Origin of the sequence: Pseudomonas sp. EA_65y_Pfl2_P78, assembly GCF_963970495.1 — a bacterium.
GTDB classification, from domain to species: Bacteria; Pseudomonadota; Gammaproteobacteria; order Pseudomonadales; family Pseudomonadaceae; genus Aquipseudomonas; species Aquipseudomonas baetica_A.
Window position 1 is genome coordinate 20,546 of sequence record NZ_CAXAON010000034.1, and the last position, 17,336, is coordinate 37,881.

At 59.9% G+C, this 17,336-nt stretch carries 15 protein-coding genes; 11 read left to right on the plus strand and 4 right to left on the minus strand.

Annotated elements, in window-relative coordinates; translation table 11 throughout:
* The first annotated feature begins 90 nt into the window (after positions 1 to 90).
* From dnaQ to AACY02_RS21895, 3 genes are all read left to right on the plus strand, one after another.
* On the plus strand, positions 91 to 849 hold the full coding sequence (gene dnaQ / locus AACY02_RS21885) for a DNA polymerase III subunit epsilon (RefSeq protein WP_339433739.1): 759 nt from the start codon (positions 91 to 93) through the stop codon (positions 847 to 849).
* A gap of 134 nt (positions 850 to 983) precedes the next feature.
* Positions 984 to 3,239 carry an Orn/Lys/Arg decarboxylase N-terminal domain-containing protein gene (locus tag AACY02_RS21890; protein ID WP_339433740.1) on the plus strand — a complete coding sequence of 752 codons (2,256 nt, stop codon included), beginning with the start codon at positions 984 to 986 and terminating at the stop codon, positions 3,237 to 3,239.
* Between the two features lie 14 nt (positions 3,240 to 3,253).
* Positions 3,254 to 3,868, plus strand: coding sequence for a GNAT family N-acetyltransferase (locus AACY02_RS21895; protein WP_339433741.1), 615 nt, complete (start codon positions 3,254 to 3,256; stop codon positions 3,866 to 3,868).
* On the opposite strand, the gene AACY02_RS21900 is transcribed toward AACY02_RS21895, so the two are convergent.
* Both AACY02_RS21900 and AACY02_RS21905 read right to left on the minus strand, forming a co-directional pair.
* Positions 3,834 to 4,727 (minus strand): LysR family transcriptional regulator, encoded by an 894-nt coding sequence (locus AACY02_RS21900; protein WP_339433742.1) that lies wholly within the window; start codon positions 4,725 to 4,727, stop codon positions 3,834 to 3,836. The genes AACY02_RS21895 and AACY02_RS21900 overlap by 35 nt on opposite strands.
* Positions 4,728 to 4,812: 85 nt before the next feature.
* A complete protein-coding gene (locus tag AACY02_RS21905; protein ID WP_221733433.1) occupies positions 4,813 to 5,049 on the minus strand; it encodes a hypothetical protein in 237 nt (78 codons plus the stop codon).
* A 183-nt stretch (positions 5,050 to 5,232) separates the two neighbouring features.
* On the opposite strand from AACY02_RS21905, the gene AACY02_RS21910 reads away from it, so the two are divergent.
* Both AACY02_RS21910 and AACY02_RS21915 read left to right on the plus strand, forming a co-directional pair.
* On the plus strand, positions 5,233 to 5,790 hold the full coding sequence (locus AACY02_RS21910; RefSeq protein ID WP_339433743.1) for an NADPH-dependent FMN reductase: 558 nt from the start codon (positions 5,233 to 5,235) through the stop codon (positions 5,788 to 5,790).
* A 161-nt stretch (positions 5,791 to 5,951) separates the two neighbouring features.
* Complete coding sequence (locus tag AACY02_RS21915) at positions 5,952 to 7,235, plus strand: arsenic transporter (protein WP_339433744.1); 1,284 nt, start codon at positions 5,952 to 5,954, stop codon at positions 7,233 to 7,235.
* A 61-nt stretch (positions 7,236 to 7,296) separates the two neighbouring features.
* On the opposite strand, the gene AACY02_RS21920 is transcribed toward AACY02_RS21915, so the two are convergent.
* Entirely contained in the window at positions 7,297 to 8,247 is a 951-nt protein-coding gene (locus AACY02_RS21920; protein ID WP_339433745.1) for a DUF1853 family protein, read from the minus strand.
* Positions 8,248 to 8,362: 115 nt separating this feature from the next.
* Between AACY02_RS21920 and AACY02_RS21925 the strand changes: the two genes are divergently transcribed.
* Genes AACY02_RS21925 through pepN form a run of 6 tightly spaced genes read left to right on the plus strand, consistent with a single transcriptional unit; the run spans position 8,363 to position 14,880 of the window.
* Entirely contained in the window at positions 8,363 to 9,253 is an 891-nt protein-coding gene (locus AACY02_RS21925; protein ID WP_221733429.1) for an NAD(+) kinase, read from the plus strand.
* A complete protein-coding gene (locus AACY02_RS21930) occupies positions 9,250 to 10,224 on the plus strand; it encodes a metallophosphoesterase (RefSeq protein WP_401159898.1) in 975 nt (324 codons plus the stop codon). Before AACY02_RS21925 ends, AACY02_RS21930 begins: the two co-directional genes overlap by 4 nt.
* Positions 10,221 to 11,090, plus strand: coding sequence for a rhomboid family intramembrane serine protease (locus tag AACY02_RS21935; protein ID WP_339433747.1), 870 nt, complete (start codon positions 10,221 to 10,223; stop codon positions 11,088 to 11,090). Before AACY02_RS21930 ends, AACY02_RS21935 begins: the two co-directional genes overlap by 4 nt.
* 34 nt (positions 11,091 to 11,124) lie before the next feature.
* Positions 11,125 to 11,385, plus strand: coding sequence for a YeaC family protein (locus tag AACY02_RS21940; RefSeq protein WP_320328438.1), 261 nt, complete (start codon positions 11,125 to 11,127; stop codon positions 11,383 to 11,385).
* Positions 11,382 to 12,212, plus strand: a complete 831-nt coding sequence (locus AACY02_RS21945; protein WP_339433748.1) for a DUF2797 domain-containing protein — start codon at positions 11,382 to 11,384, stop codon at positions 12,210 to 12,212. Before AACY02_RS21940 ends, AACY02_RS21945 begins: the two co-directional genes overlap by 4 nt.
* 10 nt (positions 12,213 to 12,222) lie before the next feature.
* Positions 12,223 to 14,880: an aminopeptidase N gene (gene pepN, locus AACY02_RS21950; RefSeq protein ID WP_339433749.1), complete on the plus strand. Its 2,658-nt coding sequence runs from the start codon at positions 12,223 to 12,225 to the stop codon at positions 14,878 to 14,880.
* Between the two features lie 110 nt (positions 14,881 to 14,990).
* Here pepN and katG read toward each other — a convergent pair whose 3' ends face one another.
* On the minus strand, positions 14,991 to 17,261 hold the full coding sequence (katG, locus tag AACY02_RS21955) for a catalase/peroxidase HPI (protein ID WP_339433750.1): 2,271 nt from the start codon (positions 17,259 to 17,261) through the stop codon (positions 14,991 to 14,993).
* Between the last annotated feature and the right edge of the window lie 75 nt (positions 17,262 to 17,336).

The following is a 17,336-nucleotide window of genomic DNA, read 5'->3' on the forward strand; positions in this document are numbered from 1 at the left end:
TTCCACCGAAACGGTGTACCTGAAACACCTTGGTGAGCGTGTTAACATCGCCGCTTTTGCACGATTGCCCCCGTTGAGAGCTGAACACTGATGGCCACCAGATCCGTTGTACTCGATACCGAAACCACCGGCATGCCGGTGACCGATGGTCACCGGATTATCGAAATCGGTTGTGTCGAACTGATCGGTCGGCGCCTGACGGGCCGGCACTTTCACGTTTACCTGCAACCGGATCGCGAGAGTGACGAAGGCGCCATCGGCGTCCACGGCATCACCAATGAATTTCTGGTGGGCAAACCGCGGTTTGCCGAAGTCGCTGATGAGTTCTTCGAGTTCATCAAAGGCGCACAACTGATCATCCATAACGCGGCGTTCGACGTTGGCTTCATCAACAACGAATTTGCCTTGATGGGTCAGCAGGATCGTGCCGACATCACGCAGCATTGTTCGATCCTCGATACCCTGATGATGGCCCGGGAGCGTCACCCGGGGCAGCGCAACAGCCTCGATGCGTTGTGCAAACGTTATGGCGTCGACAACTCCGGTCGTGAACTGCACGGCGCCTTGCTCGACTCGGAGATTCTCGCCGACGTTTACCTGACCATGACCGGTGGCCAGACCAGCCTGTCGCTGGCCGGCAATGCTTCCGACGGTAATGGTACGGGTGATGGCGCGGACAACTCCGCCACGGAAATCCGTCGGCTGCCGGCCGATCGTCAGCCGGCACGAATCATTCGTGCGACGGAAGATGAACTGGCGGCACACCAGGTACGCCTGGAGATCATCGCCAAGTCGGCCGGTGGCCCGGCGCTTTGGACGCAAATCGCAGAAGCGGACGCACAGGGCTGAAAGATCATCGCCTCGTGGAAGTACTGACAAGTGGCCACCCTCGCCACCCTCGCCACCCTCGCCACTTTCGCTGCAACCCTCTACCCTGAGTGCATGGGTGGATTCAAATCCGCCGCCTCAGGACACTGAGCCTCATGTACAAAGATTTGAAGTTTCCGGTGTTGATCGTCCATCGCGACATCAAGGCCGATACGGTCGCCGGCGAGCGTATTCGCGGTATCGCCCGGGAATTGGAACAGGAAGGTTTCAATATCGTTTCGGCCACCGACTATGCCGAAGGGCGCCTGGTGGCATCGACTCATCATGGTCTGGCGTGCATGCTGATCGCCGCCGAAGACGCCAGCACCAATTCACATCTGTTGCAGAACATGGCCGAACTGATCGGCCTGGCCCGGGTGCGCGCGCCGGACCTGCCGATCTTTGCCCTGGGTGAACAGGTCACGCTGGAAAACGCCCCGGCCGATGCCATGGCCGAACTCAATCAATTGCGCGGCATCCTTTACCTGTTTGAAGACACGGTGCCGTTCCTGGCCCGACAAGTCGCACGGGCGGCGCGCAAGTATCTCGACGGTTTGCTACCGCCGTTTTTCAAGGCGCTGGTGCAGCACACCGCCGATTCCAATTATTCCTGGCACACCCCCGGTCATGGCGGCGGCGTGGCGTATCACAAGAGTCCGGTAGGGCAGGCGTTTCACCAGTTCTTTGGCGAAAATACCCTGCGTTCGGATTTGTCGGTTTCGGTGCCAGAGCTCGGTTCATTGCTTGATCACACGGGGCCGCTCGCTGAAGCGGAAGAGCGTGCAGCACGCAATTTCGGCGCTGATCACACCTTTTTCGTGATCAATGGCACCTCGACGGCCAACAAGATTGTCTGGCATTCGATGGTGGCGCGCGACGATCTGGTGCTGGTGGATCGCAACTGCCACAAGTCGGTGCTGCACGCGATCATCATGACCGGCGCGATCCCGTTGTACCTGTGTCCGGAGCGCAACGAACTGGGGATCATCGGTCCGATTCCGCTGAGCGAGTTCAGTCGCGAATCGATTCAGGCGAAGATCGACGCCAGCCCGCTGACCCAGGGTCGTGCGCCGAAAGTCAAACTGGCAGTGGTGACCAATTCGACCTACGACGGCCTCTGTTACAACGCCGAATTGATCAAGCAAAGCCTTGGCAACAGCGTCGAAGTGCTGCATTTCGACGAGGCGTGGTACGCCTATGCAGCGTTTCACGAATTCTTCGCCGGACGTTACGGCATGGCCACCTCGCGTAGCGCCGACAGCCCATTGGTGTTCACCACCCACTCCACCCATAAGCTGCTCGCTGCGTTCAGTCAGGCTTCGATGATTCATGTGCAGGACGGCGGTGCGCGGCAACTGGATCGCGACCGCTTCAACGAAGCGTTCATGATGCACATCTCCACTTCGCCGCAGTACAGCATCATTGCCTCGCTCGACGTGGCGTCGGCCATGATGGAAGGCCCGGCCGGGCGCTCGCTGTTGCAGGAAACCTTCGACGAAGCGCTGAGTTTCCGTCGGGCGCTGGCCAATCTGCGTCAGCACATCGCTGCTGATGACTGGTGGTTCTCGATCTGGCAGCCGCCAGGTGTCGAGGGCATCGACCGTGTGCAAACCGAAGACTGGTTGCTGCAACCGGATGCTGACTGGCACGGTTTCGGCGAGGTCAGCGACGACTATGTACTGCTTGACCCGATCAAGGTCACGTTGGTGATGCCGGGGTTGAATGCCGGTGGCGCGTTGAGCGAGAGGGGGATTCCGGCCGCCGTGGTCAGCAAGTTCCTCTGGGAGCGCGGGCTGGTGGTGGAGAAGACCGGTCTGTACTCGTTTCTGGTGCTGTTCTCCATGGGCATCACCAAAGGCAAATGGAGCACGCTGATCACCGAGTTGCTGGAGTTCAAGCGCAGTTACGACGCTAATGTCGGTCTGGCAACGTGCCTGCCGTGCGTTGCACAGGAGGACACCGCACGCTATCGCGGTATGGGCCTGCGTGACTTGTGCGATCAATTGCATGCCTGCTATCGCAGCAATGCCACTGCCAAACACCTCAAGCGCATGTACACCGTAATGCCGCAAATCGCCATGAAGCCTGCCCGTGCCTATGATCATCTGGTGCGCGGTGAAGTCGAGGCCGTACCGATCGACGAGCTGGAAGGGCGGATTGCTGCGGTGATGCTGGTACCGTATCCACCGGGAATCCCGTTGATCATGCCCGGCGAGCGTTTTAGCGAGTCGACTCGCTCGATCATCGATTACCTGAAATTTGCCCGCACGTTCGATAGCAGCTTTCCCGGTTTTGTCGCCGATGTGCATGGACTGCAACATGAAGACCAAGGCAATGGACGGCACTACACCGTCGATTGCGTCAAGGAATGAGGACTTTTCCCAGTATGCAACCGGTCATGAATCCGAAATACCCAGGGCTGTCGGTGCGTGTCGCCGATGAAGGCTTTGCAGCTTATATCTGGGGCAGCGACTTCAGCTTTGAGGTCGCAGCGTATGGCGCCGCGGTGATCGGCAAGCCGGTGGAGCAGTGGTCGATGACGACGATTGTCCCTTACCGCAAGTGTTACGGCATTGATCCGGAGGAGTTCAGCAGCTACCGCGATGCGGCGGACAGCGCGATTTTCATGGCATACCTCGACGACGAACCGGTCGGCCATCTGGTCATCAGCACCAACTGGAATGGCTTTGCCCATATCGATGAGTTGGCGGTGCACGCGCCGGCCCGTCGCCACGGTGTAGCGAAGGCGTTGCTGGATGTGGCGCAATTCTGGAGTCGCAAAAAGAAGCTGCCGGGGATCATGCTGGAAACCCAGAACAATAACCTCGGTGCTTGTCGGCTGTATGAGCGCTGTGGGTATGTGATCGGTGGTGTCGACCAGTTACGCTATCGCGGCATCGACCCGAACACCGCCGAGGTGGCGCTGTTCTGGTATCGACTGTTCGATAATCCGCTGGAAAATTCAGTTAGCTCGTCAGCATCGCCTCGGCTTGTTCCGTGACGATGGCCAGTAAGGTCTGGATCGCCGATGACGGCGCGGCGTGCTTGAAGGTCGAGGCGTAGAGGCTAATCGTTATGGCGGGCGATAGCGGGCAGGTATCAAGCCCGGCGGAGCGTGCGCCCAATGCGGTGAACGGATCGACAATGGCCAGACCTTCGCCGGCCTCGACCATGCTGCGCATCATTTGATGGGTTTGCACGCGGGTCTGGATGCTCGGCGCCGGGCGTAAGGCCTGGAGTTTGTTTTCCAGTGCCGGGCTCAGCGGATCCTCACGTTCGAGGCCGATCATCGCCTGTCCCGCCAGGTCCTGCAGGGAAATGTACTTCTGCTTCGGTTGCAGCCAGCCATGAGGCGCAAGCAATTGCAGCTTGCCCTGGGCCAATGGCTGACAATGAATGTCGGGATGGTCGGGATCGTGCAGGCTCAAACCCAGATCACATTCACGCAGCAAAAGGCTGCGGACGATGTCGCGGGTCGGGGCACTCAACAGGCTGCAAGGTGCATCCGGCAGGCGTCGACGCAGTGAGGCGAGGCTTTGTGGCAATAATTGCTGGGCCAGCGCAGGGGTGCCGATGATGCGCACCGGCGGGGCAAGGTATTGTTTGAGGCTGCTGGCCAGGCGCTGCACAGGTTCCAGCGCTTCATAGACGTGAGCGATTTCCACCTGCAACGCCCGAGCCTCGGGCGTCGGTTGCAGGCGCCCGCGAACGCTGGCGAACAGCATGAACCCCAAATGACTCTCGGCCTCGCGCAAACGCTCTTCGACCTCGGCCAGCGGCAACTGCAACCATTCGGCGGCAGTGCCCATATGACCGGCCTGCAAAAGCGCCTGAATCACTTCGATATGACGTAAACGCATGCGTGAAGTCCATGTTCAGCAGGTGGGGTCAGTGGCTGAATCCTACCCCAAGTCTGCGCATATGACTTCTGCTCATAACAGTCAGTTATGAAGCGACGGTTGGTTCAGGTTCGCGAGTCAGGGTGACACCCGATTGAACCAGCAAAAACTCGTTGTCACTGACCTTGTTGACGCGATCGCCAATGGCCAGTTTGTATGTGGTGACAGGCTCCGAGCCGGTAAAACCGTCCGCTGACGGAGTGGATTCCTGGAACTCATGCACCGAATAAACGCGGCCTTCCGCATCTCTTGCATGGAACTGACCGACCAGTACTGCTGCCATCTGCTTAGAACCTCTGGAGATAAAACGCTTGATTTGCGGCTTGGTAGACCGTCATCAAGGCCTGTAAGTTTTCCTACAGGAGAAAAATAATCAGCACGCGGGTATTTCCCGAGTCCGCTGGTGAAACTGTCATCGAATCATCTATAACTACTGGCTTCTTCCACTGACAATCGAGAGTCTTCCATGAGCAATGTCTACAACGTCGCCGTAGTGGTCGGTAGTCTTCGCAAAGCGTCGATCAACCGTAAAGTCGCCCTTGCACTGGCCGAGCTGGCTCCGGCTAACCTCAAGCTTGAGATTGTCGAAATCGGCGATCTGCCACTCTATAACGAAGACATTGACGGTGATTCACCGCCGGCAGCCTACAGCACTTTTCGACAAAAGGTGGGTTCATCCGACGCGGTGCTGTTTGTGACGCCGGAGTACAACCGCTCGGTGCCTGCACCGTTGAAAAATGCGATCGACGTTGGCTCGCGGCCTTACGGCAAGAGCGTCTGGGGCGGCAAGCCGGGCGCGGTGATCAGTGTTTCGCCAGGTGCGATCGGCGGTTTCGGCGCGAACCAGCATCTGCGTCAGTCGTTTGTGTTTCTCGACGTGCCCTGCATGCAGCAGCCAGAGGCCTATCTGGGCGGTGCGGGGGCGGCGTTTGATGAGGCGGGCAAGCTGAGTGAGACGGTGAAACCGTTTCTGCAGAAGTTCATCGATGCGTACGGGCTCTTTGTGGCACAACACAAGAAATGAGTTAATCGTTTCTCCGGATGTACACCGGAAACTGTGGGAGCGGGCTTGCTCGCGAAAGCGTAGTGTCAGATAGCAACTTTTTGTCTGACCTGCGGCCTTCGCGAGCAAGCCCGCTCCCACATGTGGATCCCTAACCATTTGATTGTTGAAGGCTGTCGAGAATGCTCGCTGCGTCACTGATTTTCCTGCTGACCATCACCCTTGTCATCTGGCAACCCAAAGGTCTTGGCGTCGGCTGGAGTGCGACGTTGGGCGCCGTGCTGGCGCTGATCTTCGGCGTGGTGCATCTGAGCGACATCCCCCTGGTATGGCAAATCATCTGGAACGCCACCGGCACCTTCGTCGCGCTGATCATCATCAGCCTGTTACTCGATGAGGCCGGGTTTTTTGCCTGGGCCGCGCTGCATGTGGCGCGATGGGGGCGGGGCAGCGGGCGCAAGCTGTTTGCCTTTATGGTGTTGCTCGGTGCGCTGGTGTCGGCATTGTTTGCCAATGACGGTGCCGCACTGATCCTCACGCCGATTGTGATTTCGATGTTGCTGGCGCTGCGCTTTTCTCCGGCGGCCACCCTTGCGTTCGTCATGGGTGCCGGGTTCATTGCCGATACCGCGAGCCTGCCGCTGGTGGTGTCGAATCTGGTCAACATCGTTTCGGCAGACTTTTTCAATATCGGCTTCAATCGCTATGCGGCGGTCATGGTGCCGGTGAACGTTGTCAGCGTCGCCGCGACGCTGGCGATGTTGCTGTGGTTTTTCCGTCGTGACATTCCCAAGGCGTACGCCCCCGAACAGCTTGAACTGCCGCACACTGCGATTCACGACAAAGCGACGTTCTACGCCGGTTGGGGGGTGTTGGTGATCCTGTTGATCGGCTGCTTCTTCCTCGAACAACTGGGCATCCCGATCAGCGCGATATCGGCGGTCTGCGCCGCGCTGTTACTGGGTATCGCCGCCCGTGGTCACAAGATTTCAACGCGCAAGGTGCTGAAAGAAGCACCGTGGCAGATCGTGATTTTCTCGCTAGGCATGTATCTGGTTGTCTACGGCCTGCGCAATGCCGGGTTGACCGGGTATCTGGCGGGTTGGCTGGATGTTTTCGGCGGTCATGGCGTATGGGGTGCGGCAATGGGCACCGGTGTGCTGACCGCGTTGTTGTCCTCGATCATGAACAATCTGCCGACCGTTTTGATCGGGCTGCTCTCGATTGATGCCAGTCAGGCGAGCGGGGTGGTCAAGGAGGCGATGATCTATGCCAACGTGATCGGCAGTGATCTGGGGCCGAAGATCACGCCGATTGGCAGTCTGGCGACGTTGCTGTGGCTGCACGTGCTGGAACGCAAGGGGATCAGGATTGGCTGGGGGTATTACTTCAAGGTGGGGATTGTGCTGACGGCACCGGTTTTATTGGTGACGTTGGCGGCTTTGGCTGTGCGGTTATCCCTTTAGACCGAGTCGGCACCCATCGCTGGTTTGCCAGCGATGGGTGGCGAACAGGCACTGCAAATTTTCAGGCTTGGCCAGGCACATTCGGCCAAAGATCCGAGACCAGAAACAACCGCTCCGCTTCCTCCCATTCCCCGCGCGCATTCTCAATCAGCCGCACCATCAACTGCGCCGGGGCTAGCGGTTCCAAACCCTCCAGCCACATTTGCAAGTGTTCTTCCTTCCAGATCTGTTCCACCGGGTAGTGCGCTGGTGCCAGCCAGGCATGGCGGGGCAGGGGTTGCCAGCGTCCGGCCGGGCGTTGCGCGACGAACGCCGGCCAATCCTTCTGATGCAACCAACTGCCGCGCAAATGTTGTGGGTGGGCACCCCGCGGCGATTGCGCTTGCCCCGGCCACGGATACAACAGATAACCACCGAGCCACAGCTGCGCACTGAACACCTCGATATCCAGCGCTGCCAGGACTTCGCGACTTTCCGGGCGCGTGGAAATCGGCAGTTGATGCTCGGCCAGATGCGCCAGCTTGCGATCCAGTCGATCATGGCAACCGGGCCCCAGCCATTGCGCCGGATCATGACCATCGCCGTTTTGCGGGCCGAGGTAGAGCTTGATTGCCAGCTCCAGGTGATGCACGCCGTCGCGGTCACGCAGCAACATGTCCAGTTCGCCGAGGGTATGGCCACCCCGGCGAATCGGCAGGTTGGCGGCGATCAGTTCGATACCCGGTGCATGTTGCACAGCAAACTGCCACAACCGCTCGTAATAAAGGCCCAACCGCCGCGTGCGTGCCTGGGACAGCCAGTGCAGCAATCCGTAACTGTCACGGTCGAGCTGACGCAGCCAGTGTTCCAGGCGCTCGGGATCGGCGACCCAATCGCTGCCGGCCAGCGGATGACGCTGCGGCCATGGCGTTGTGGCCAGCATCGGCGGGGCGAGGATCACCCACGCCAGATCGCGCACTTCGGGATGGCGTAACTGGTGGGGCAACTGGAGCAAGTCAGGAAATAGGATCATCTTGCGAGCATAGCCTTAAACACGGGCACACCCTTGAGGCTGAAAGGATTTTGTCTATCGCAGGCTTTCGCCCATAATCGTGCTTTTCGCGTTTTCGATTGTCCGCAGAGGTCCCATGGAGCAATTTCGCAATATCGGCATCATCGGTCGCCTGGGCAGTTCCCAGGTGCTGGATACCGTCCGCCGACTAAAACGGTTTCTGCTCGATCGTCACCTGCATGTGATCCTCGAAGACACCATTGCTGAAGTTCTGCCCGGCCACGGCCTGCAAACTTCGTCGCGCAAGATGCTCGGCGAAGTCTGCGACATGGTCATCGTCGTCGGCGGCGACGGCAGCCTGCTCGGCGCTGCCCGGGCGCTGGCGCGGCACAACATTCCGGTGCTCGGGATCAACCGTGGCAGCCTCGGGTTCCTCACCGACATTCGCCCCGATGAGCTGGAAGTCGAAGTCGCCAAGGTGCTCGACGGCCATTACCTGGTGGAAAACCGCTTTTTGCTGCAAGCCGAAGTCCGCCGCCATGCCGAAGCCATCGGCCAGGGCGATGCGCTGAACGACGTGGTGTTGCACCCTGGCAAGTCGACGCGGATGATCGAGTTCGAGCTGTACATCGACGGCCAGTTCGTCTGCAGCCAGAAGGCTGACGGCCTGATCGTCGCCACGCCCACCGGTTCTACCGCCTATGCGCTGTCTGCCGGCGGACCGATCATGCATCCCAAACTCGATGCCATTGTGATCGTGCCGATGTACCCCCATATGTTGTCGAGCAGGCCAATTGTGGTCGATGGCAACAGTGAGCTGAAAATCGTCGTGTCGAAAAACATGCAGATCTACCCGCAGGTCTCCTGCGATGGGCAGAACCACTTCACCTGCGCGCCGGGCGACACCATCACCGTCAGCAAGAAAGCGCAGAAGCTGCGACTGATTCACCCGCTCGACCACAACTACTACGAAGTCTGCCGCACCAAGCTCGGCTGGGGCAGCAAGCTGGGTGGTGGAGGCGACTGATGCTCGATCCCGCGCGCAGTTATGACCTGATTGGTGACGTGCACGGATGCGCCCTGACCCTGGAACACTTGCTTGACCGACTCGGTTATCACAAGCAGGGCGGGGTCTGGCGGCATCCATCGCGCATGGCCGTGTTCGTCGGCGACATCATCGACCGTGGCCCGCGGATTCGCGAGGCGTTGCACATCGTTCATGACATGGTCGAGGCCGGTCAGGCGCTGTGCATCATGGGCAACCACGAATTCAACGCGCTGGGCTGGAGCACCCCGGCGCCTCCGGGCAGCGGCAAGCAGTTCGTGCGTGAGCACACGCCGCGTCATGCGCGTTTGCTTCATGAAACCCTGACTCAGTTCGAAGATCATCCCGGCGACTGGCACGACTTTCAGCAGTGGTTCTATGAACTGCCGCTGGTGGTGGACGCCGGGCGTTTCCGTGTCGTGCATGCCTGCTGGGACGCCGGCCTGATCGAACCGTTGCGCGGCCTGTTTCCCGATGCGCGTATCGATGAGCATTTCCTCCAGGCTTCGGCGGTGCCCGGCAGCTTTGCCTGCACGGTGTTCGACCGCCTCCTGCGTGGCACCGACATGCGCCTGCCCGGGGGCCAGACCATGACCAGTGGCGACGGTCTGGTGCGTTCGTTCTTCCGCACCAAGTTCTGGGAAGACGATCCGAAAACCTACGGCGACATCGTCTTCCAGCCTGATGCGCTGCCGGAACCGGTGGCACGGACGCCGCTGACCTCTACCGAAAAAAACTCCCTGCTGCGCTATGGCGTCGACGAGCCGTTGCTGTTCGTCGGCCACTACTGGCGCAGCGGCAAACCGGCGCCGATCCGCCCCAACCTCGCGTGTCTGGATTACAGCGCGGTGCTCTACGGCAAACTCGTCGCCTATCGTCTGGATCAGGAAACCCGCCTCGATCCGGCTAAATTCGTCTGGGTCGATGTCGAGCGGCCGGAGGTGCTGCAATGAGTGCGATAGCGGTATTGCGTTTGCCACTGGCGGTGGATTTGAGTGGTTTTGTCCAGTTGCTGCAACGGATGCAAGTGCCACATCGAGTCAGCGAAGAGGCGGGCGAGCAAGTGCTGTGGGCGCCTGCGGAAATCAGCGAAGACGTGCGCTCGCTTTACGAACGCTTCCCGGCCGGCGATCCAGATCAGCAACTGGACATTCCCGTGGCCCAGACACTCAAGCGTCCAAGCTTCTTCGAGCAGTTGAAATATGCCAAAGCCACGGGGTTTATCCTGCTGCTGTGCCTGGTTGTGGGCGGCCTGACTTACCTGGGCGAAAACCTGCAGACCTTGCGCTGGCTCACCTTTCTCGATTTTCGGGTGGTCGGCGATTACATCCATTTCACGCCGCTGGCTGATAGCTTGGCGGCGGGGCAGTGGTGGCGCTTGTTTACGCCAATGCTGATTCACTTCGGCATTCTCCACCTGGCCATGAACGGTATGTGGTACTGGGAGCTGGGCCGGCGTATCGAGTCGCGTCAGGGCAGCATCAACCTGATCGGCCTGACGCTGCTGTTCAGCCTTGTCTCCAACTACGCGCAATTTGCCTGGAGCGGCGCGACCCTGTTCGGCGGCCTGTCCGGCGTGCTGTACGGCTTGCTCGGGCATTGCTGGATCTTCCAGTTGCTGGCGCCGAACCCGGCCTATCGTCTGCCGCGTGGCGTGCTGGTGATGATGCTGGTGTGGTTGCTGGTGTGCATGTCCGGGCTGATCTCGATGATCGGTTTCGGCGAAATCGCCAACGCCGCCCACGTCGGCGGGTTACTCATCGGATGCTTCACCGGTTTGTTGGGTGGTTTGTATAACCGCCGTAAACTGGCCGCCTGAAATTTTTCTGTAGATAAAGAGCACGGAGACCCTGATGTCCTCTTTTAACGACATGATCAACAACATTACCCCGGACATCTACGAGAGCCTGAAGCTGGCCGTGGAAATCGGCAAGTGGTCGGACGGTGGCAAACTCACCGCCGAACAGCGCGAACTGTCGCTGCAGGCGATGATCGCCTGGGAAATCCAGAACCTGCCTGAAGAACAGCGCACCGGTTACATGGGCCCGCAGGAATGTGCGTCGAAGTCGATCGAAGTGCCGAATATTCTGTTCAAGTCGGATGCCATCCATTGATCGAGATTGGCCGCGGTGCAATCAGCAAAATGTCGGCGCGCCTGGACGGGCCGAACGTGCAATACGCGTTTCGTCTGGATGACGTCGAGGTGCCGGTCAATCCCATGATCGGCACCACGGTGCGTCTTGAATACCTGGGGGCGATCCATTGCACCCATTGCGGGCGCAAGACCAAAACCAGTTTCAGTCAGGGCTACTGCTATCCGTGCATGACCAAGCTGGCGCAGTGCGATATCTGCATCATGAGCCCGGAGCGCTGCCACTATGATGCCGGCACCTGCCGGGATCCGGCGTGGGGCGAGCAGTTCTGCATGACGGACCATGTGGTTTACCTGGCCAATTCGTCGGGGATCAAGGTTGGCATCACTCGTGCTACCCAATTGCCGACGCGCTGGCTCGATCAGGGGGCCAGTCAGGCGTTGCCGATCATCCGCGTCGCCACGCGGCAGCAATCGGGCTTCGTCGAAGATCTGTTGCGTAGCCAAGTGGCTGACAAGACCAATTGGCGTGCACTGCTCAAGGGCGATGCCGTCGCCGTGGATCTGGCACAGGTGCGTGATCAGTTGCTCGACACCTGCGCCGAGGGCCTGCAAGGCTTGCAGGAGCGATTCGGCCTACAGGCCATTCAGACGATTCCCGATGTCGAACCGCTGGAAATCCGCTATCCGGTCGTGCAATACCCGGCCAAAATCGTCAGCTTCAACCTGGACAAGAACCCGATTGCCGAAGGCACGCTGCTGGGGATCAAGGGCCAGTACCTGATCTTCGACACCGGCGTGATCAACATTCGTAAGTACACGGCTTATCAGCTCGCCGTGCATCAGTAAGGACTCCAGCATGCGCACCGAACAACCGAAGATGATTTACCTGAAGGACTATCAGGCGCCCGAGTACCTGATCGACGAAACACACCTGACCTTCGAGTTGTTCGAGGATCACAGCCTGGTCCACGCGCAATTGGTGATGCGCCGCAACCCGGCGCGTGGCCCGGGCCTGCCGCCGCTGGTGCTCGATGGCCAGCAACTGGAATTGCTGTCGGTGACCTTGGCCGATCAGGAACTGAGCGCTGCGGACTATCAGCTCAGTGAAAACGAACTGACCCTGCAACCGACCAGCGAAACCTTCACGCTCGACACCAGCGTCAAGATCCATCCGGAAACCAACACCGCGCTGGAAGGCCTGTACAAGTCCGGCACGATGTTCTGCACCCAGTGCGAGGCCGAAGGTTTCCGCAAGATCACCTATTACCTCGACCGCCCGGACGTGATGAGCAAGTTCACCACCACGGTGGTCGCCGAACAGCACAGCTATCCGGTGCTGCTGTCCAACGGCAATCCGATTGCTTCCGGCCCGGGCGAAGACGGCCGGCATTGGGCGACCTGGGAAGACCCGTTCATGAAGCCGGCGTACCTGTTCGCGCTGGTGGCCGGTGACTTGTGGTGCGTTGAAGACACGTTCACCACCATGACCGAGCGCAATGTGGCGCTGCGCATTTACGTCGAGCCGGAAAACATCGACAAGTGCCAGCACGCGATGAATAGCCTGAAGAAGTCGATGCGCTGGGACGAGGAGGTCTACGGTCGCGAGTACGATCTGGACATCTTCATGATCGTCGCGGTGAACGACTTCAACATGGGCGCCATGGAGAACAAGGGCCTCAATATCTTCAACTCCAGCGCCGTACTGGCCCGCGCCGAAACCGCCACCGACGCCGCGCACCAGCGGGTCGAGGCGATTGTCGCGCACGAATACTTCCACAACTGGTCGGGCAACCGCGTGACCTGCCGCGACTGGTTCCAGCTGTCGCTCAAGGAAGGCTTCACCGTGTTCCGTGATTCCGGTTTCTCCGCCGACATGAACTCCGCCACGGTCAAGCGCATACAGGACGTGGCGTACCTGCGTACCCATCAGTTCGCCGAGGATGCCGGCCCGATGGCCCACGCGGTGCGTCCGGACAGCTTCATCGAAATTTCCAACTTCTACACCTTGACCGTGTACGAAAAGGGCTCGGAAGTGGTCGGCATGATCCACACCTTGCTCGGCGCCGAAGGCTTCCGTAAGGGCAGCGATCTGTACTTCGAACGCCACGACGGCCAGGCCGTGACTTGCGACGACTTCATCAAAGCCATGGAAGATGCCAATGGCGTCGACCTGACCCAGTTCAAGCGCTGGTACAGCCAGGCCGGCACACCGCGTCTGGCGGTGAGCGAGTCTTACGACGCCGCCGCGAAAACCTACAGCCTGACGTTCCGGCAGAGCTGCCCGGAAACACCGGACAAGGTGGAAAAACTGCCGTTCCTGATTCCCGTGGAGCTGGGCCTGCTCGACAGCAAGGGCAACGCGATTGCCCTGCGGCTGGCTGGTGAAGCCGCTGCCCAAGGCTCCACTCGCGTCATTTCCGTGACCGAAGCCGAGCAGACCTTCACTTTCATCGACATCAGCGAACAGCCGTTGCCGTCACTGCTGCGTGGTTTCTCGGCGCCGGTGAAACTGAGCTTCCCGTACAGCCGCGATCAACTGATGTTCCTGATGCAGCACGACAGCGACGGCTTCAACCGCTGGGATGCCGGCCAGCAACTGTCGGTGCAGGTGCTGCAAGAGCTGATCACTCAACAGCAGAAGGGCGAAAGCCTGGTGCTTGACCCGCGCTTGATTACCGCGTTGCGCACAGTGCTGTGCGACGAATCGCTGGATCAGGCGATGGTCGCGGAAATGCTCTCGCTGCCGGGTGAGGCGTATCTCACCGAAATCAGCGAAATAGCGGATGTCGAAGCTATCCATATCGCGCGCGAATTTGCCCGCAAACAACTGGCGGACAACCTGTTCGAAGCGCTGTGGCTGCGTTATCAGGCCAACCGCGACCTGTCGAAGAACACCCCGTATGTGGCCGAGGCCGAGCATTTCGCCCGTCGTGCGTTGCAGAACATCGCGCTGTCGTACCTGATGCTCAGCGGCAAGCCAGAAGTGTTGGCGGCGGCGCTGGAACAGTTCGACACCAGCGATAACATGACCGAGCGCCTGACGGCGCTGGCAGTGTTGGTCAACTCGCCGTTCGAAGAACAGAAAGCCGTGGCGCTGGCGAGTTTCGCCGAGCACTTCAAGGACAATCCGTTGGTCATGGATCAGTGGTTCAGTGTGCAGGCCGGCAGCGCGTTGCCGGGCGGTCTGGAGCGCGTGAAGGCGTTGATGCAGCACCCAGCGTTCAACATCAAAAACCCGAACAAGGTGCGTGCGCTGGTCGGCGCGTTTGCCGGACAGAACCTGATCAACTTCCACGCGGCGGATGGCTCGGGTTATCGCTTCCTGGCGGATCTTGTGATCGAACTGAACGGCTTCAACCCGCAGATCGCCTCGCGGCAATTGGCGCCACTGACGCGCTGGCGCAAATACGACAGCGCGCGGCAGGCGCTGATGAAGGCCGAACTGGAGCGGATTCTGGCTTCAGGTCAGTTGTCCAGCGACGTCTATGAGGTGGTCAGCAAAAGCCTGGCTTAACGCGGATCTAAATGTGGCAGCGGGCTTGCTCGCGAAGAGGGTGTGTCAGGCACAGAGTTGTCGCCTGACATACCTCTTTCGCGAGCAAGCCCGCTCCCATAGTTTTTGCGTTACTTCAGATCAAACCGGTCGAGGTTCATCACCTTTGTCCAGGCGGCGACAAAGTCTTTGACGAACTGTTCCTTCGCATCCGAACTGGCATACACCTCCGCCAGCGCCCGCAATATTGCGTTGGAGCCGAACACCAGATCAACCCGCGTCGCCGTCCATTTCACGCTGCCGGTTTTACGGTCGCGGCCCTCGAACTCGTCCGCCGCTTTTGACGTTGGTTTCCACTCAACGCCCATGTCCAGCAGGTGGGTGAAGAAGTCGTTGGTCAACGCTTCGGTCTGGTGGGTGAACACGCCATGACGGCTTCCCCCGACGTTAGTGTTCAACACCCGCAACCCACCCAGCAGCACGGTCATTTCCGGCGCGGTGAGGGTGAGCAGTTGTGCCTTGTCGATCAGCAGCGCCTCGGCCGACACCGTGTATTTGCCTTTGCTGTAGTTGCGGAAGCCATCGGCGATTGGTTCGAGAAAACCGAATGAATCCACATCGGTTTGCTCTTGCGAGGCGTCCGTACGCCCCGGTGTGAATGGGACGGTGACGGAGTGCCCGGCATTTTTCGCCGCTTGCTCGACCCCGGCATTGCCGGCCAGCACGATCAGGTCTGCCAGCGAGACTTTCTTGCCCGATGCACCACCATTGAACGCGTTCTGAATGCCCTCAAGGGTTTTCAGCACGCTGGCCAGTTGTTCCGGCTGGTTGGCTTGCCAGGACTTCTGCGGCTCCAGGCGCAGACGGCCACCGTTGGCGCCGCCGCGCTTGTCCGAGCCACGGAACGTCGAAGCGGCAGCCCAGGCCGTCGAGACCAGTTGCGACACCGACAGACCGGATGCCAGCACTTTGCTCTTCAATGCGCCAGCGTCGTTTTCATCGATCAGTGGGTGAGTGGCATCGGGAATCGGGTCTTGCCACAGCAGTTCTTCGTTGGGCATCTCCGGGCCGAGATAGCGAGAGAGGGGACCCATGTCGCGGTGGATCAGTTTGTACCAGGCGCGGGCGAAGGCGTCGGCCAATTGATCGGGATTGGCCAGAAAACGCCGGGAGATCTGCTCGTAAGCCGGGTCGAAGCGCAACGCCAGATCAGAGGTGAGCATGGTTGGCGAGAGTTTTTTGCTCGGGTCATGGGCATGGGGAACGGTGCCTGCACCCGCGCCGTTTTTCGGAATCCACTGATGCGCACCGGCCGGGCTTTTGGTCAGTTCCCACTCGAAACCGAACAGGTTTTCCAGGTAGTTGTTACTCCACCGGGTCGGCGTGGTGGTCCAGGTCACTTCGAGGCCGCTGGTGATGGTGTCGCCGCCCTTGCCGGTGCCGAACGCGTTGCGCCAACCGAGGCCTTGTTCTTCTAGTCCGGCGGCTTCCGGTTCCGGGCCGACATTATCGGCAGGGCCGGCACCGTGGGTTTTGCCGAAGGCGTGACCGCCGGCAATCAGGGCCACGGTTTCTTCATCGTTCATGGCCATGCGGGCGAAGGTTTCGCGAATGTCGTGGGCCGAGGCCACGGGGTCAGGGTTGCCTTCAGGACCTTCCGGGTTGACGTAGATCAGGCCCATCTGCACCGCTGCAAGCGGGTTTTCCAGAGTGCGCTCGCCCTGATCCGTGCGGCTCTCTTCTTTGCCGTGCAGATCCGGTTCGGCTACCAGCGTGCCGTCACCGGGTTCCTGCATGGCGGCCTTGTCCTTGCCATAACGGCTATCACCGCCCAGCCATTCATTTTCCGAACCCCAGTACACGTCTTCGTCCGGTTCCCACACATCAGGGCGGCCACCGGAGAAACCGAAAGTCTTGAAGCCCATGGATTCAAGCGCGACGTTACCGGTGAGGACAATCAGGTCGGCCCAGGAAATGTTGCGGCCATATTTCTGTTTGATCGGCCACAGCAGGCGGCGGGCCTTGTCGAGGCTGACGTTATCCGGCCAACTGTTGAGCGGGGCGAAACGCTGCTGGCCCGATCCGGCACCACCGCGGCCATCCGCGGTGCGATAGGTGCCGGCGCTGTGCCAGGCCATGCGGATGAAGAGCGGGCCATAGTGGCCGAAGTCCGCCGGCCACCAGTCCTGGGAGTCGGTCATCAACGCATTGAGGTCTTGTTTCAGCGCCTGGAAGTCCAGGCTCTTGAAGGCTTTGGCGTAGTCGAAGTCCTTGCCCAGTGGGTCGGACTTGGGCGAGTGCTGACTCAGGATCTTCAGGTTGAGTTGATTCGGCCACCAGTCACGGTTCGTCGTACCACCACCAGCGGCGTGGTTGAACGGGCATTTCGATTCGTTTGCCATGTTCGGGTCCTTATCAGGTCGTCTACGGCCGGCTCGTGCCGACTTCGGACTTGTAAGGCTAGACCCGACTTGACG

Bases quoted from the DNA above. Each gene is read 5' to 3' on its own strand.
- dnaQ (WP_339433739.1), top strand. From the start codon at position 91: ATGGCCACCAGATCCGTTGTACTCGATACCGAAACCACCGGCATGCCG.
- AACY02_RS21890 (WP_339433740.1), top strand. From the start codon at position 984: ATGTACAAAGATTTGAAGTTTCCGGTGTTGATCGTCCATCGCGACATC.
- AACY02_RS21895 (WP_339433741.1), top strand. From the start codon at position 3,254: ATGCAACCGGTCATGAATCCGAAATACCCAGGGCTGTCGGTGCGTGTC.
- AACY02_RS21900 (WP_339433742.1), bottom strand. From the start codon at position 4,727: ATGCGTTTACGTCATATCGAAGTGATTCAGGCGCTTTTGCAGGCCGGT.
- AACY02_RS21905 (WP_221733433.1), bottom strand. From the start codon at position 5,049: ATGGCAGCAGTACTGGTCGGTCAGTTCCATGCAAGAGATGCGGAAGGC.
- AACY02_RS21910 (WP_339433743.1), top strand. From the start codon at position 5,233: ATGAGCAATGTCTACAACGTCGCCGTAGTGGTCGGTAGTCTTCGCAAA.
- AACY02_RS21915 (WP_339433744.1), top strand. From the start codon at position 5,952: ATGCTCGCTGCGTCACTGATTTTCCTGCTGACCATCACCCTTGTCATC.
- AACY02_RS21920 (WP_339433745.1), bottom strand. From the start codon at position 8,247: ATGATCCTATTTCCTGACTTGCTCCAGTTGCCCCACCAGTTACGCCAT.
- AACY02_RS21925 (WP_221733429.1), top strand. From the start codon at position 8,363: ATGGAGCAATTTCGCAATATCGGCATCATCGGTCGCCTGGGCAGTTCC.
- AACY02_RS21935 (WP_339433747.1), top strand. From the start codon at position 10,221: ATGAGTGCGATAGCGGTATTGCGTTTGCCACTGGCGGTGGATTTGAGT.
- AACY02_RS21940 (WP_320328438.1), top strand. From the start codon at position 11,125: ATGTCCTCTTTTAACGACATGATCAACAACATTACCCCGGACATCTAC.
- pepN (WP_339433749.1), top strand. From the start codon at position 12,223: ATGCGCACCGAACAACCGAAGATGATTTACCTGAAGGACTATCAGGCG.
- katG (WP_339433750.1), bottom strand. From the start codon at position 17,261: ATGGCAAACGAATCGAAATGCCCGTTCAACCACGCCGCTGGTGGTGGT.